Source organism: Idiomarina abyssalis (assembly GCF_900116625.1).
In the GTDB taxonomy this organism is placed as follows: domain Bacteria; phylum Pseudomonadota; class Gammaproteobacteria; order Enterobacterales; family Alteromonadaceae; genus Idiomarina; species Idiomarina abyssalis.
Genome location: NZ_FPBE01000001.1, coordinates 90,511 through 106,540, shown reverse-complemented (window position 1 = coordinate 106,540; position 16,030 = coordinate 90,511). Strand labels below are relative to the sequence as shown.

Here is a 16,030-nt window from a genome sequence, read left to right as displayed (position 1 = left end):
ATTAACCACCAAAGTCATCCAGCATAATGTTTTCGTCTTCGACGCCTAAGTCTTTCAACAAATTGATAACGGCAGCGTTCATGACCGGAGGTCCACACATGTAGAACTCGCAGTCTTCCGGCGCATCATGATCTTTAAGATAACGCTCATAAAGAACATTATGAATAAAGCCAGTATCGCCTTCCCAGTTATCTTCCGGCTGAGGGTCAGACAAGGCCACGTGCCAGTCAAAGTTGTCATTCTCTTCGGCCAGCATATCGAAGTCTTCAACATAGAACATTTCTTTCTTCGAACGCGCACCGTACCAGAATGAAATCTTGCGATCAGTCTTCAGGCGACGCAGTTGATCAAAAAGATGCGAACGCATTGGCGCCATACCAGCACCACCACCAACGAAGACCATTTCTGCCTCTGTTTCTTTAGCAAAGAACTCGCCAAATGGACCAGAAATAGTGACTTTATCGCCCGGTTTCAGACTAAAAATGTACGATGACATTTTACCCGCTGGCAGACTTAAGTCGTTCGGCGGCGGCGTTGCTATGCGAACGTTCAGCATAATAATGCCTTTCTCATCTGGGTAGTTCGCCATTGAGTAAGCACGTACAACTTCTTCGTCAACCTTAGACTCAACATCAAAGAAACCAAAACGGTCCCAGTCAGCGTGATATTCTTCAGAAATATCAAAGTCTTTGTACTTCACATGATGAGGCGGAGCTTCAATTTGAATAAAGCCGCCCGCACGGAATGGTACTTCTTCGCCTTCCGGCAACTGAACAATGAACTCTTTAATGAAAGTGGCTACGTTATCATTCGATTTAACCGTACAGTCCCACTTACGAATACCGAAGACTTCTTCTGGTAATTCAATTTTCATGTCCTGTTTAACGTTAACCTGACATGAAAGACGGCAGCCTTCGCGAGCCTCACGCTTAGTAATATGGTCAAGCTCTGTTGGCAGAATATCACCGCCACCCTCTTTAACAGTAACGCGACATTGGCCACATGAACCACCGCCACCACAAGCAGACGACACGAAAATACCTGCGTTTGCCAAAGCACCCAGAAGTTTCGTTCCAGGTTGGGTCACGATCTTTTTGTCTTCGTCGTCATTAATCAGGATTTCCACGTCACCTTGAGGTACCAATTTTGATTTTGCGAACATGATAATCGCAACCAAAACCAGTACGATGACAGTAAACATCCCTACACCGAGATATATCTCTTGCATCGATTCGTACCTTTCTTTTACCGATTCAACACACTGGTTATAAGGATACGCCGGAGAACGACATAAAGCCCAAACCAATCAGACCCACTGAAATAAAAGTAATACCTAAGCCACGTAAGCCATCAGGTACATCTGCATATTTCAGTTTTTCGCGTACTGCAGCCAAAGCAACAATTGCTAAAGCCCAGCCAACACCACTGCCAATTCCGAACACGACTGATTCACCAAAGTTATAGTCACGCTCGACCATAAAGGCTACGCCACCGAAGATAGCGCAGTTAACAGTTATCAGGGGCAGGAATATACCCAGCGCGTTGTAAAGTGCGGGCACGTATTTATCCAGCGTCATTTCCAGAATTTGCACCAACGCCGCGATAACACCGATGAAGGTCAAAAACTTCAAAAAGCTTAGATCCGCATCAGGGAAACCGGCCCAATCCAGGGCCCCGGGCGCTAGGATATTGTGGTAAATAATATTGTTTACCGGTACCGAAATACCCAAGACCACAATAACCGCAACCCCCAGACCGAATGCTGTCTTAACTTTCTTAGATACTGCCAGAAAAGTACACATACCTAAGAAGAATGACAACGCCAGGTTTTCAATAAAAACTGCGCGGATGAACAGGTTGATATATTGTTCCATGACCATTACTCCTTAGGTTCAACTTGTTCAGTGCGGAAGGTACGTAGTACCCAAATGAAACCACCAATGATAAAGAAGGCGCTTGGAGGCATTAGCAGAAGCCCAACAGGCTCGAACCAACCACCTTGTGATGCCAGAGGTAAAATCTGCACATCGAACAAGCTACCTGAACCAAAGAGTTCACGCACAAAACCAACCACAAGTAACACGATAGAGTAACCTAAACCATTACCAATACCGTCTAATAACGACATAAACGGTGTGCTCTTCATCGCGTAAGCCTCAGCGCGGCCCATAACGATACAGTTAGTAATGATCAAGCCAACAAACACCGATAACTCTTTCGAAATTGAGTAGGCGTATGCCTTGAGTACTTGGTCTACCACAATTACCAAACTTGCGATAATCGTCATTTGAACAATGATACGAACGCTTGACGGAATGTGGTTACGGATAATCGAAATAAACAAGTTTGAGCATGCGACAACCGCGGTTAGTGCAATACACATAACCAGGGTGTTGCTCATTTTCGATGTTACAGCCAATGCAGAACAGATACCAAGAATCTGCAGTGCGATGGGGTTGTTGGCAAATATCGGTCCGAATAAAACGGACTTCATTTCTTTTACATTAGCCATTGTTCAACTCTCCCTCACGAAGTTTCTTGAGTAATGGACCGTAACCATTTTCGCCCATCCAGAATTGAATTAGGTATTCCACACCATTACTAGTCAAGGTTGCACCCGATAAAGCATCAACTTCGTGCTTATCGCTAGCGCCACCTTTTACTACTTCAAACTGAACGTTACCGTCCTCACCGTAAACTTCTTTACCTTCCCAAGATTTAACCCAGTTAGGATTCGTAATTTCGCCACCTAGTCCTGGTGTTTCCGCGTGTTCATAGAAATTAACACCTTTAACAGTGTCAAAGTCGTCTTCTAGCGCCAGCAGTCCGTACATGGTTCCCCACAAACCCTGGCCACGTATATGCAACACCAGACCTGTTGTTTCACCAGATTCACTCTTAACCAAATATATTTGTGTTAAGTCTTCACGCGTTCCGATGCCTGCAGGATCGTTCTTTTTCTCAAGCTTAGTGCTAGTTTCAGGGTCACCAGCTGCTTTACGATTACTGAACGATGTGGGGTCAACATCATCTTTCACACTTAAATCTTCAAGGCTGACAACCATAGTGTCAATGCGCTGATTATAAGTTTCAACGATATCAGTATCGGTTTTTAGAATACCGGCAGCATCCAGAACGTTTTTCTGCATATCAAGAGCAGCGTTCTTTTCCTGCATTGGCTTCAGACCAATAGCAGCACCAGAAACAACAATTGAACAAACCAGGCAAAGCGCTAGCACGACACCAACGGTCTTGCCTAAACTCTCATTTTTCTTAGCCATTACGCGCTAACCTCCGTTTGATATTTGCCTGTGCTACAAAATGGTCAAATAACGGTGCAAATACGTTAGCAAACAAAATGGCCAACATGATGCCTTCCGGGAATGCCGGGTTAATAACACGGATCATGACCGTCATAAAACCAATCAACAAGCCGTACGCGAACTTCCCTTTATTAGTAAAGGACGCAGAAACCGGGTCAGTTGCCATAAACATCATCGCAAAGGCAAAACCACCCAATACTAAGTGCCAATACCAAGGCATCGCGAACATTGGGTTAGTTTCGCTGCCAATCAGGTTCAATAATCCGGAGAACAGAACCATACCGACAAAAGTACCCAACACGATACGCCAGGAGGCTATACGGAAATAAATTAATGCTAAACCGCCAATCAAAATTAGCAGTGTCGAAACTTCGCCTACTGAGCCCTGGATGTTTCCTAAGAACGCATCCCACCAAAGCTGGGTGTTACCGTAATCCATTTCACCCAGAGCCGCTTTACCCAGATTAGTCGCACCTGAGAAGCCATCAACTGCGGTCCAGATTGAGTCACCAGACATGCTTGCAGGGTAAGCAAAGTATAAAAATGCACGACCTGTTAGCGCCGGGTTAAGGAAGTTACGGCCAGTTCCGCCGAAAATTTCCTTACCAATAACGACACCAAAAGTGATACCCAGAGCAACCTGCCATAGCGGCGTTGTTGCCGGTAGAATCAATGAGAATAAAACCGAAGTAACAAAGAAACCTTCGTTAACTTCGTGCTTACGAATTGACGCAAACAATACTTCCCAGAAACCACCGACAATAAAGGTCACCGCATAAATTGGCAGGTAGAAACAGGCGCCATACCACATTTTGGCTATCCAGCCAGAGTCAGCCCCCAACTCGCCACCAAACAGGTGGAACAAGCCAACCTGCCAGATATCAGCGAGTTCATAGCCATTAACCAAGGCCATAGCAGCCTGGTTACCAACGTTATACATACCCCAGAACATGGCCGGGAAGGTCATCATCCACACCAAAATCATAATGCGCTTAAGGTCGATACGGTCACGAACGTGCGTAGCCGACTTAGTCACGGTACCAGGTGTGTACAAAACAGTGGCTACGGCTTCATAAAGCGCGTACCACTTCTCGTATTTACCGCCTTCTTCGAAGTGCGGTTCAATACGCTCGAGAGTGTCTTTCAAGCTCATGGGTTAGCCTTCTTTCTCAATCTTAGTGAGACAGTCACGCAGCACCGGGCCATATTCATATTTCCCAGGGCAAACATAAGTGCACAATGCGAGATCTTCTTCGTCCAACTCCAGACAACCTAACTGCTGACCTTCATCAGTGTCTCCTGATAGCAGATCACGCAATAGCAATGTTGGCAGAATATCTAGTGGCATTACTCGTTCGTAATTTCCAATAGGTACCATTGAACGCGAAGAACCATTCAGCGATGTCGTCATGCTGAAAAGTTTTTTCGGATTGAAGTGTCCTGCGTATGCGCGGGTAACCGAGTGCAAATCGGAGCCAGGACGTATCCAGCCCAGAAACTCTTTATAATTACCTTCAGGAATTACGCTGACTTGATTATGGAACCGACCTAACCAGGCATGATCATCATCTGCAGTATGCCCATGCAAAACTGAGCCTGAAATAATTCTCAAGTTGTCGCCATTAAGCTCACCGTCGGTCAACTCATGCAGGTTTGCACCTAAGCGGGTACGAACCAAGCGAGGTTCTTTAACACCTTCACCAGCAACTGCCACTGCGCGGTCAGTAAAAACTTCACCTGTGGTAAATAATTTACCGTATGCAATGACGTCTTGATAACCAATGTGCCATACAGGACGTTTAATGCTCGCAGGCTGCAAGAAATGTATATGAGTACCAACTAAACCTGCAGGGTGAGGACCAGAAAAGGACTCTAAAGTGACATCAGCGTTGCCAGTGTCGACTTCCGCATCACCCGATTTACAAACGAACAACTTGCCTTCAGTCAGGTTTGACAATACGTTCAAACCATCAATAAAAGCCTGTTTTTCTTCGTTGATAAATAAAGTCGGGTCACCCGTTAGTGGGTTGGTGTCCATTGCATTAACGAAGATAGCGCTTGCTTCTGCGTCTAATGCCGGGGTCTTACTGTAAGGACGGGTGCGAAGCGCAGTCCACTGACCCGACTCAACCAAAATGTCCTGAACTTTTTCACGACCTAATGAGTTAAGTTTATCGCTATCAAACTTATCAAAAGTGACTTTATCATCACCTTCCAATTCGATAACAACGGCCTGCAGTACTCGACGCTCACCACGCAGGATGTCTTTAACTACACCAGCACCAGGGGCTGTGTATTTGACACCAGGGTTTTTCTTATCCTCGAAAATCAACTGACCTTTTTTAACTTGATCACCGACTTTCACGTGCATGGTTGGGCGCATACCCACGTACTCTTCACCTAGGGTAGCGACCGTCGTCACAGCCTTACCGTCGGATAGTTTTTGCTGGGGCGTCCCTTTGATAGGGATGTCCAGCCCTTTCTTGATCGTAATCATATGCGTTTGCACTACTCGTTAAGGGAAGATTCATCACAACCAGTCACTAAGACTGGAAACCTGAATAATCAAATAGTTACCGACACAAGCAGCCCCCTCCAGGGGTGCTTGTTATCGGCAACCTGAAATATTTTCCACACTTATCGGTGGGATTTTAGCATTTTTCCCACAACGCTTACCAGTTTACTTTTGGATCAATATCAGCATCGTAATCAACATTATCGAAGCCAAAACCGAATAAATGTAAGAAGTCCTGATGGTAGCCTTCATAATCAGCAAGTTGATGGAAATTGTCCTGCGTTACCTGTTCCCAAAGCGCCTCGACCTTAGCCTGAGTTTTATCGTTGGTTTCATAACCATCCATATGCAGGCGGCCAGCATCATCTAACTCTGGGTTGCTGTTATAAAGACCTTCTGTGAATAGCCGATAAATTTGTTCAATGCAGCCTTCGTGCGTGCCCTCTTCTTTCATTACTTTATAAATTAAAGAGATATAAAGAGGCATTACCGGAATAGCAGAACTTGCCTGAGTAACAAGTGCCTTCAATGAGGAGACATAAGCTTTCAGGTTTAGGTCATCGTGTTCAGAAACCAGCTCTGAAGCAGCGCGGTCAAGATCTTCTTTAGCCCGGCCGATAGTCGCATGACCATAAATTGGAAGCGTCAGCTTTTTACCAATATAGGTGTAAGCCGTTGTTTGGCAGTCTTTAGCTAACACATCGGCGTCGTGCAAGGCTTTAATCCAACGTTCCCAGTCTTCACCACCCATTACCTTAACGGTATTCGCGATATCGTCATCGGTCGCAGGGTCAAGTGTCACTTCATGCACCTGATCTTTATCGGTGTTGTAAGTTTTGGTGGTGTACTGTTTGCCAATTGGCTTTAATACGGAGCTATAGACTTCGCCGCTTTCGGGGTCTTTACGCTTAGGTGACGCCAAGCTATAAACCACGAGGTCTATTTTACCCATGTTTTGTTTAATGTAATCGAGACTTTCCTGCTTAATTTCGTCAGAAAAAGCATCGCCATTAATAGAATGGAAAGCTAAGCCGGCTTTATCCGCTTGCTGATGAAAAGCCGCGGTATTGTACCAGCCTGCTGTTGCTGTTCTCTTTTCAGTGGGTTCTTTCTCAAAACACACACCCAGTGTATGGGCGTCACTGCCGAACGCAGCGGTAATTCTTGACGCAAGCCCGTAACCTGTTGAACAGCCTATGACTAAAACATTTTTAGGGCCATTGGAAATAGGAGGTTGGTTACGGACAAATTCGATTTGACGTTTAACGTTTTCAGCACAGCCCACCGGGTGAGCATTAGTACAGATAAAACCGCGAATTTTTGGCTTAATGATCATAGTGATGTATCCCTGTTGTTCGCATTATTTTGGCTATTGTAACCAATGCGAACGCAGGAACACATCAGACATGCGTATTTTTTCTTAATTTGTCGCTATTTTTGACCCACCGAGGCAATTTGGTGAGCGCCTAGATTCACCTAGCTGCTCCCATTCGCCTTGCGTGTAGGTGTGCAAAGCCAAAGCGTGAATATGGTTCATCAATTCGTCTGCTAAAATTTTATTCACCGCGCGGTGTCGGTTAATTAACCTTTCCCCGCTGAATTTTGGCGTTACCAGAGTCACTTTAAAATGAGACTCAGCATTAGCACCGGTTGAATGCATATAGCTTTCATCTTCCACTTCCAGATGAACTGGTGTGAACGCTTCTCTCAATTTATTCTCAATAATTAACCCGATAGACATAACTGATCCCCTCTGCGTTCGCCTTAAGTAACAAGTTTAGTTGAGTTCTGTCGAACCGCAGAAAATTTTTACGAATAACAACCTAACTCTACGAATTTTCAATAAATAAAGTTTTCTTAATATTCAGAGTCATCCACAGCCACATAACAAACCTCTGGAATGGAAGATAAGGTTACGACCGCGGGGAAAACGGTATCAGCAACGCTCCCCCTGGAATCTCCGGAAGGTTTTACAATGTGGTAACGCTGAGCGCTCACATTTCCTTCTATCTGCCATAGCAATATATCCACTTCCTCAAACAGTTTTGCCAATGCCTTTAAGCCCTCTTTCCTATAAGGAGGAAAGGCTGTGCTTTCGCCTGACAAGCGCCAGCCTCTTAATTCAGACTTTGATCCCAACAACGATTCATTAACACGATCCCGACAAAAACTAACCTCAATTGTCGCCTTACTCAGTTGCCAGCGCTCATCTGGTAACATACTTTCATCCAGTGCTTTTACTTCCGCACTGCGCAAACCTGTTGACTGTTCCTGGCTACAGCCAATCAGCAGCGGCAAGAACAGCACGCAAAACAAAATGTTTTTAAAAGTCATAACCAAACCTCCGGAGCTTCACATTATAACTGAAAAGCTCAGATAAACCGTTGTCTTAGTGTTAAAATTTCTGGCAATATAGAATGTAATTTGTCATAGGGATTCAAATCAGTTTCATGTCATCCATCTCATTTATTCGCAATACGCTCATAATCGGTAGTTTTAGCTTACTTCTTACTCCTGTAGCTGTCAGTTCCGTCTGGATTGAAGCTAATGATGTCGAATTACGAAATAGCCTGACAGTTTTGGCGGAGTCTGGACTGATTAAAACCCCGATACAACAATTTCCGGTTACCTGGAAAAGCCTTTTACCCGAGCTCGATGCGCTTGAAATAAAAGAGCTAAGCACAACACAACAATTGGCTCTGCGGCATGTACGCCATCAACTTTCACAAGCTCAGACCGGCCCTAAAACACGTTGGTACATTGGCGCAACGGACAGTGAGCAAGTCGTTCAGGACTACGGTGATGATATTTATGAAGAAGGTAAAATCAGTTTAAGCAGAAGTATGCACGGTACCAACTGGGCAGCAAGAGTTCAGGTAAACTACCGGCAGGACCCTTTCGAAGGTGACCATAAGAAAACATTAGATGGCAGTTACCTGGCTTATAACCTCAATGACTGGAGTTTCAGCCTGGATTCTCTACCTTTACGCTGGGGGCCGGCAGAACATAGCAGTCTGCTTTTTTCAAATAACGCACGCCCTATGCCTAAAATTCGAATCGACTATGCTCCGGACTATCCTCCTGCGGGTATGAACCCTTTTAAAATTAGTTTGTTTAGTGCTTATCAGGATGATGGTTACAGTGATTACTATCAGGTCAACGGTATCCGCTTTTCCAGTCAGTTATTTCAGCATTTGTGGTTTGGAATCAGTGCTATTGAGCAAAGTGCTGATAACCGGCCGGATAACCGTATGTTAACAGCCGATGCCCGAACGGGTTTTGACTGGGGAGCACATCAGTTTTCAGCTTACGCTGAACTTGGCATTGACCGTAAACTGGAGGCCGATGACAAACCTGCATATACCCTGGGTGCGCAATGGATGACCGGCTCAACTGAGCGTCGCCACAGCGTGACTGTTGAATACAGTCAACTTGATGGCGGAACAGAGCATGACTTTTACTCGTTAGATGAAAACCAAAAACAGTACTTTTTACATCACCAACGTAATCCCGGATCTCCATTCCCACGCCAAAGTCAGACCGTATCGACAAGTTATCGTCAGTTTTCTGCTGACGGCTCGGCCTGGACGGCATTACTGAGCCACAGTAAAAAGAAAAACGATGAGACCTTATCGAGAGCTCTGCTGAGAAGAACAGAACCGGCATTTTCAGGGTTGATTAAACTTTCGCTGCAATATATTGATAGCAGCAGTTACGACAACGAAGTCGGTATACAAATCAGTGGTGAGTGGCGCTTCTAACGCGCCACTTTATCGCCAACACCCAGGCTAATCGTGTCCATCACATTCAGCCATGCCGTATCGAGTGCGTTAACCAACGCCGGGTAACCATCGTTTCTCAGCGGAACTTTCTCGGTAAAAGCTCCCTCAAGAACAATTTGAGCATCAGCACTTTGATATTGCCAATGCCCGGCAACAACAGCTCTTGAGTCATTGCTTCCGTAAAAATCGTCAACCCAAATGGTTAACTTCCCGGCGCAATCGTCAGTAAGCAATAATCTCTGAGCACTGCGTTGCAGCTGGTGAGCTAAGGGCGTACTCCATCGATGCTGACGAGCACTATGCCAACGAGTTTCATCTTGCTGGAGCTGCAAACCTGGTTTTGACGCAGAATCACCTACAAAAACCGGACGTTTATTTGCCAGGCAAAGCGCCTCCGCTGACTGGCTCAGATGAGGCAGCCGGTATTGAGTCACTTCATATGAGTTAGAAGAGCACCCCGTTATTAAGACCCCTATAGCGGTCAGACCAACCAACTTTAGTACTCTGACAATAAATCCATTATTCATAGGCTTTTGGCTCCGGATCAGGCTCAACAGATGGGCTGAAAATAAGTGAATTCGGTTGTTCCTGCAACAGCTCAATAACAGGCTTTAACTCACGTGAAAGCTGTTCAATTTCATTTAATGTCTGGTTGAGTTGCTGCCGGGTTGGAGACCCTTCACTAACGCTGCCCGTTAGCTCTTTCAACTGAATCAAGTTTTGTTGCAATAACTCTGGCAGCTGTTGCACCTGAGGCTGCTCGACAATTCGAGTCAGACTATCAGAAACGCTTTCCAGCTTCTGTGCGGTTTCATCAACCGACTGCATTGCTCCTGAGAAGTCACTCAACCCTTGCTCAAGAGGAAGTGCATTAAACTTATCCATCAGTTCCGTCAGCTTTTCTTCTAACCGTGTGAAGTCACTGGCCATAGCCGGCATGACCGGATGCCCGGCAAAAGTCTCCGCAACATCAGCTTGTTGTGCATTCGGGTAAAACCTGACATCAACAAATAACGTATTTGTTAGCAGGTTTGACGCCCTGATATTCGCTCTTAATCCTTGTTCGAATAAGTCAGGTAAGCGATCTTTCCAACTTTCAATATCGGTATTTGCGACCAAGCCTCTTAAACGCTCAGGCTCAAACCGAATCAGTATCGGAATACGCTTTAAAGGCGCTTCTTCACTCTCATCCGGGAACCAGCGCAAAGGGACTTCCCTGACCGTTCCAACACGTACCCCTTTAAATTGTACCGGGGCACCTTTATCCAGTCCGGAAACGGACTCATTTAACAGTACAACGTAGTCAATACCATGGATATAGCCTTGCTGCTTTGCTTCCTCAAGGCTTTCAAATAACTCAAAATTCTGCTCGCCTGTCAGCTTATCACCCCTGGGCTGCCCCTCAGGCACACCAAAAGTTACGCTGGCACCCAACAGCGACTCTAACGAGCCAAGTGCTAAGTCCAGCCCCTGGGAGTTCCATTGAATAGATACCCCACGCTGCAACCAGAACCGTGTATTTTGAGTAACTAACTCGTCGTACGGCGCTTTTACAAAAATTTGGTAACGTGTTTCTCGCTCATCCACTAAAAACTCGGCTTGTTCAACTTGGCCAACGGTAAACCCCTGGTACTGAACTGAGTCCCCTACAGTAACGCTTGTTTGCCCTTCGCTTGTGAGGGTTAAACGGCGTCCCGGTGTTTCCTGAGGCGTTACCGGGGGCTGCTCTAATGCTTTAAAGTGAAATTGTTGATCTTTTGAATCTCCTGGCTGCAATCGAATATAAGCACCAGAAAGCAAGGTTCCCAAACCGCTGACGCCCTGCCGTCCAATTCTGGGTTTAACCACCCAAATGCGCGTATCGGCATTAAGCATTCTTTCGGTTCCCTCATTCATAGCCACTTCAGCCACTGCCGAAGAGAAGTCATCAGATAACCGAACCTCAGTAACCTGCCCAACGTCGACATTACGAACCCGCACCTGAGTTTTTCCAGCTTCAAGACCTTCAGCGTCCGCAACTTCAATAGTAATGGTAGGGCCTGCCCCACGGGTATCCTGCCAAACCATCCAAAGTGCGACCAGAAGCGCCAGCAATGGCACAATCCAGACCGGAGAAATACCTACGGATTTACGAACCCGGGTTGTCGAATTTTCAGTCATTTATGTGCCTCTCGCCAGAATAAGCGCGTATCAAAACTCATAGCTGCAAGCATAGTAAGAACAACAGCAGCTGCAAAGGACACTGCCGCACTGCCAGGATATACCGACATAACAGTCCCACCCCGAACTAAAGCGACCAGTATTGCTACAACGAAAATATCAATCATTGACCAACGTCCTATCCAGTCGGTTACTTTAAACAATAATAAGCGATTCTGGACAATGGCCGGCGTTTGCCTTTGAGCCAGTAGCAACAACACCGCCAGTGTTAAAACTTTCGCGACCGGAATAACCAGGCTGGCGACAAAAATAATTACAGCTACAGGCCTATCGCCGGCCTGCCATAATTCAGTAACCCCGCCAATAATGGTTGCAGGCTGCTCGTTGCCAAACCGTACCGTTTCCATTACCGGCAGCCAGTGCGCTGGAATTAGCATAATAGCGCCAGCAAAAATTAATGCCAAAGTTGTCCCCGGCTTCCGCCACCACGCTGTTTTCTGCGGCTCGGTGCATTGGTAACATTTATCGGCGTCTTTAGCGTTTAAGGCGTGGCAAAGTGGGCAGGTCTGCAAACCCTGCTCATTTGCTGTCATTCCAGCTTGCACATGTATATTGGGTCGGGATGTCGCCATATAGTAGTCCCATATCGGTGTACGTTTAGCTCGCTCGTACACATACAATAGTAGAACGACAAAAACACTGAAGCCCCAAAACCCCTCAAGTAAACGAACCTCTGCCAGACCCGATATTTTCACCAATGACACCAGAGTCCCGAGTAAAAAAACATCGGTCATTAGCCAGGGTTTCAAATGCTCCATTAAACGCAGGAAGTATCGGTTTAATCGGTTACTGCCCGAATTATGGATCTGGCTGTACACCCATATAAGGCTAACAAGGTACAAAACGGGAATTAGAATAACAGTCAAAAGGACTAAAACGGCCAATACTTTTTCGTGAAAAAAGGAAAGCTGCCAGGCTGCATCCATCAACGTCATCGATTGCTCAGAGCCGGTGACCGAATAGCTGATAAAGTTGACCTGTAAGCTCGCCAGCAGTAAGACTAAAGCTGCTGCAGCTATAGCCACCAGGGTGTGATGCCTGGTAGCCGCACCTTCCAGGAAATACCCACAACGTGGGCACTCAGCATGCTCACGTTTTGAAAGCTCGGTTCGTTGGCTTACCCAGTCACACTGAGGGCAGCCAACAACGTCAGTCTGTTCCCTTTTCGCCGCCTTTTTCGCTATCATTTTCTTCAGGCTCCGCTGAAATCATGGCAATTACAGTCCACCCTGGCTGAGGAATCAACTCACGCTCCGTGGTAAAAATATAAACCTTTTCTGCGTCATCCAGCGCAAACATCGGTAACGCTCTTGTCCCATATTTCTGTTGATAATCAGCGAAACTGAAGCTATCGGTAATGGGCGTAGACTTAATTTTCGCCCCTTTAAAGTTAAGGCTGGCAAGTTTCGAATAGGTAACACTTTCGCCAAATAAATTAAGTGTTTTTCGGTAGCTTTCCGTTAGCTGATGGCTGGCACGATAATCCTGCTCACCGCCATTCAGCCCATGCACTTTCTTAGAGCCAAACCAGTCCTGGTAGTACATTGATACAAGCGGGTTAAGTTGTTTATAGGGAGACATGACTAATAGCCTTCCAAGGCCGGTCAAATCAATATTATTGGCAGCATGCTCCGAGGCAGGGTTACCAAAGTACACTGGTAAATTGTCCATACGGGCCAGCTTAATATTCTCCCAGTTGGTGTCTGCCAGGCGCACAGGAATACCGCTCTCCTGTAAACTTTTAGCAACTGCCCGAGCCATTTGGTTGGCCCCAAAAATCAAAAAACCTTTGGCTGAGGGCTCTAATAAGCCCAACATTCGGGCTAATGGCTTCGCCGTTAAGCTTTGTAAGACAACCGTTGTCATTATTACCAGGAAAACTAAAGGAACAACCGCCGCGGCTTCAGTCCAGCCCGACTCTTCCATTTTCAAAGCAAATAACGCCGAAACAGCGGCCGCGACAATACCTCTGGGCGCAATCCAGGATAATAAAACCTTATCTTTGAACCTCAGCTCGGTTCCTATAGCTGAAAGCCATACGGCTAAAGGTCTTACTGCAAACAAAATAATGGCCAGCAGAATAACCGCGGGCATTCCCAGCGCATCAAATTCAGCGAAATCTAGTCGTGCAGCCAAAATAATGAACAGAGCAGAAATCAGCAATACACTGAGTGTTTCTTTAAACTCCAGTATTTCTTCCATATTCAGATTACGGGTATTGGCCATAACCATACCCATAACCGTAACGGTTAATAGACCGGACTCATGCTGTATGGCATTCGACAGAGCGAAAACACCCAATACGATAGTGAGCGTTGCAACATTCTGTAAGTAATGCGGGAACCAACCTCTGCCCAGTGCAAGACCTAACAAGCGAGCAGCTCCCCAACCTAAAGCAAAACCAAGAGCAACAGTTGTCGCGAACGCCTGAAGCGCATGCAGGAAAGCAACGTCCTGACTGGCGATAATAAATTCATACACCAATACCGCCAGCAAGGCACCGAGCGGGTCAATAATAATCCCTTCCCAGCGCAAAATATTAGCGAGCTTATTGATAGGCCGAATAGAGCGTATCATTGGTTGAATAACTGTGGGGCCTGTTACCACAACTAACGCACCAAATAACGCCGAAATTTCCCAGCCATAACCCATAATGAAATGCGTCAAAACTGCAATGACGACGAAAGTAACCAACATACCAATACTGACCAGGTTGGTTACCATTCGGCCATGCCCGCGAATTTCTTCAAACTTCAGCGTGAGACTGCCTTCAAACAAAATAACGGCTACCGCCAGAGAGACAAAAGGAAAGAGCAAATCTTCAAATAACGCATCCGGCTCCAATAACCCCAGAGTGGGTCCCAGCAATAAGCCACAAATAAGCAAAGGCAGTATTGCCGGCAGCTTAATGCGCCACGCTAACCACTGACAACAAATGGACAGCACACCAATCAGGGCAAGCAATGATAAGTCAGACATAAATTCTCCGCTGAAAGTAAGTCATTTTTAGAATAGCAGAAGCTAATACCTTGACTACCCTCAAATACCGAATTTAGATGACTATTTTTTAAATGAGAATGGCTATCATTATTTGTTTTGTTTGATATAATCATCGCGTTTCGACCATATAGAGTTCGTAAAGGAGTCTTTTAAATGCGTAAGTTAAATAAATTATTAGCCTTGCTTGCCGCGACTTCTGCGACACTGGTGTCTTTCACTAGCGCCGCCGCTGAAGTTAATATCTACTCAGCGCGAAAAGAAGCCCTGATCAAACCCGTTTTAGAAAAGTTTACCGAAGAAACCGGTATTGAAGTTAACTTGTTAACAGGTAAAGCCGATGCATTGCTTGCCCGCCTTAACTCAGAAGGTGAAAATACACCGGCTGACTTATTTCTAACTGTAGATGCCGGCGCCCTTCACCGTGCGGTTGAAGCTAACGCATTCCAGGCAGTAAATTCCGACACAATTGACTCTGCAGTTCCTGCTCATTTCCGCTCTTCCGATAACCTCTGGTTCGGGCTCAGTTTACGTGCCCGTCCTATTTTTTATTCGCCAGAGCGTGTAAATCCAGAAGAATTAGAGTCTTATTTAAGCCTGGCTGATGACAAGTGGAACGACCGCATTTGCATTCGTTCTTCCAATAACCTGTATAACCAGTCCTTAGTGGCAGCACTGATTGAACACCACGGCGCAGAAAAAACAGAAAAGTGGGCAGAGAATTTTGTCGCAAACTTTGCGCGTAAACCCGTAGGTGGCGACCGCGACCAGATTAAAGGCGTAGCCTTTGGTGTTTGCGATGTCGCTGTAGCTAATACTTACTACTTTGGCCATATGCTGAACTCAGATGACGCGGAAGAACGTGAAGCCGCAAAGAAAGTTAAAATATTCTGGCCGGCTCAGGATCAACAAGGCGCTCATGTTAACGTTTCCGGTATCGGCGTGACAAAACATGCGAAAAATGTTGAGCAGGCTCAAAAATTGATTGAATTCCTGGTCTCTGAAGAATCACAAAAATGGTACGCTCAGGCCAACTATGAATACCCGGTTCGCAAAGGTGTTGAGTGGAGCGAAACACTTCAACAGTGGGGCGATTTCAAACAGGACGATATCGAAATGGATATCCTCGGTGAAAATAACGGCGATGCCGTTCGTCTGATGAACCGCGCTGGCTGGCGTTAATTTGTATCAGG

General features: G+C 45.9%; 15 protein-coding genes. 2 read left to right on the top strand and 13 right to left on the bottom strand.

The window, feature by feature from the left end; translation table 11 throughout:
* Position 1: 1 nt before the first annotated feature.
* The 9 genes from nqrF to BM359_RS00505 all read right to left on the bottom strand — a co-directional run bounded on the left by nqrF (position 2) and on the right by BM359_RS00505 (position 8,172).
* Positions 2–1,228, bottom strand: coding sequence for an NADH:ubiquinone reductase (Na(+)-transporting) subunit F (nqrF, locus tag BM359_RS00545; protein WP_054486917.1), 1,227 nt, complete (start codon positions 1,226–1,228; stop codon positions 2–4).
* A 37-nt stretch (positions 1,229–1,265) separates the two neighbouring features.
* Entirely contained in the window at positions 1,266–1,874 is a 609-nt protein-coding gene (gene nqrE / locus BM359_RS00540) for an NADH:ubiquinone reductase (Na(+)-transporting) subunit E (protein ID WP_054488475.1), read from the bottom strand.
* 5 nt (positions 1,875–1,879) lie between these two features.
* Entirely contained in the window at positions 1,880–2,512 is a 633-nt protein-coding gene (locus tag BM359_RS00535; RefSeq protein WP_054486915.1) for an NADH:ubiquinone reductase (Na(+)-transporting) subunit D, read from the bottom strand.
* A complete protein-coding gene (locus tag BM359_RS00530; protein ID WP_054486913.1) occupies positions 2,505–3,281 on the bottom strand; it encodes a Na(+)-translocating NADH-quinone reductase subunit C in 777 nt (258 codons plus the stop codon). Before BM359_RS00530 ends, BM359_RS00535 begins: the two co-directional genes overlap by 8 nt.
* Positions 3,274–4,476 carry an NADH:ubiquinone reductase (Na(+)-transporting) subunit B gene (locus tag BM359_RS00525; RefSeq protein WP_054486911.1) on the bottom strand — a complete coding sequence of 401 codons (1,203 nt, stop codon included), beginning with the start codon at positions 4,474–4,476 and terminating at the stop codon, positions 3,274–3,276. The genes BM359_RS00530 and BM359_RS00525 overlap by 8 nt, the downstream gene beginning before the upstream one ends.
* Before the next feature lie 3 nt (positions 4,477–4,479).
* Positions 4,480–5,820 carry a Na(+)-translocating NADH-quinone reductase subunit A gene (locus BM359_RS00520; RefSeq protein ID WP_054486909.1) on the bottom strand — a complete coding sequence of 447 codons (1,341 nt, stop codon included), beginning with the start codon at positions 5,818–5,820 and terminating at the stop codon, positions 4,480–4,482.
* 175 nt (positions 5,821–5,995) lie between these two features.
* Positions 5,996–7,174 (bottom strand): enoyl-ACP reductase FabV, encoded by a 1,179-nt coding sequence (fabV, locus tag BM359_RS00515; RefSeq protein ID WP_054486907.1) that lies wholly within the window; start codon positions 7,172–7,174, stop codon positions 5,996–5,998.
* Positions 7,175–7,258: 84 nt separating this feature from the next.
* Positions 7,259–7,579 (bottom strand): BolA family protein, encoded by a 321-nt coding sequence (locus BM359_RS00510; RefSeq protein WP_054486905.1) that lies wholly within the window; start codon positions 7,577–7,579, stop codon positions 7,259–7,261.
* A 116-nt stretch (positions 7,580–7,695) separates the two neighbouring features.
* Positions 7,696–8,172: a hypothetical protein gene (locus BM359_RS00505; protein WP_054486903.1), complete on the bottom strand. Its 477-nt coding sequence runs from the start codon at positions 8,170–8,172 to the stop codon at positions 7,696–7,698.
* Positions 8,173–8,288: 116 nt separating this feature from the next.
* Here BM359_RS00505 and BM359_RS00500 point away from each other — a divergent pair, with 116 nt between their 5' ends.
* Positions 8,289–9,599 (top strand): capsule assembly Wzi family protein, encoded by a 1,311-nt coding sequence (locus BM359_RS00500; RefSeq protein ID WP_054486901.1) that lies wholly within the window; start codon positions 8,289–8,291, stop codon positions 9,597–9,599.
* Here BM359_RS00500 and BM359_RS00495 read toward each other — a convergent pair.
* Genes BM359_RS00495 through BM359_RS00480 form a run of 4 tightly spaced genes read right to left on the bottom strand, consistent with a single transcriptional unit; the run spans position 9,596 to position 14,819 of the window.
* Positions 9,596–10,147 (bottom strand): PqiC family protein, encoded by a 552-nt coding sequence (locus BM359_RS00495; RefSeq protein ID WP_054486898.1) that lies wholly within the window; start codon positions 10,145–10,147, stop codon positions 9,596–9,598. The genes BM359_RS00500 and BM359_RS00495 overlap by 4 nt on opposite strands.
* On the bottom strand, positions 10,140–11,780 hold the full coding sequence (gene pqiB / locus BM359_RS00490; protein ID WP_054486896.1) for an intermembrane transport protein PqiB: 1,641 nt from the start codon (positions 11,778–11,780) through the stop codon (positions 10,140–10,142). Before pqiB ends, BM359_RS00495 begins: the two co-directional genes overlap by 8 nt.
* On the bottom strand, positions 11,777–13,027 hold the full coding sequence (locus BM359_RS00485; protein WP_074930736.1) for a PqiA/YebS family transporter subunit: 1,251 nt from the start codon (positions 13,025–13,027) through the stop codon (positions 11,777–11,779). Before BM359_RS00485 ends, pqiB begins: the two co-directional genes overlap by 4 nt.
* Positions 12,990–14,819 (bottom strand): cation:proton antiporter, encoded by a 1,830-nt coding sequence (locus BM359_RS00480; RefSeq protein ID WP_054486894.1) that lies wholly within the window; start codon positions 14,817–14,819, stop codon positions 12,990–12,992. The genes BM359_RS00485 and BM359_RS00480 overlap by 38 nt, the downstream gene beginning before the upstream one ends.
* Before the next feature lie 174 nt (positions 14,820–14,993).
* Here BM359_RS00480 and BM359_RS00475 point away from each other — a divergent pair, with 174 nt between their 5' ends.
* Complete coding sequence (locus BM359_RS00475) at positions 14,994–16,019, top strand: Fe(3+) ABC transporter substrate-binding protein (RefSeq protein WP_054486891.1); 1,026 nt, start codon at positions 14,994–14,996, stop codon at positions 16,017–16,019.
* The last annotated feature ends 11 nt before the right edge of the window (positions 16,020–16,030 follow it).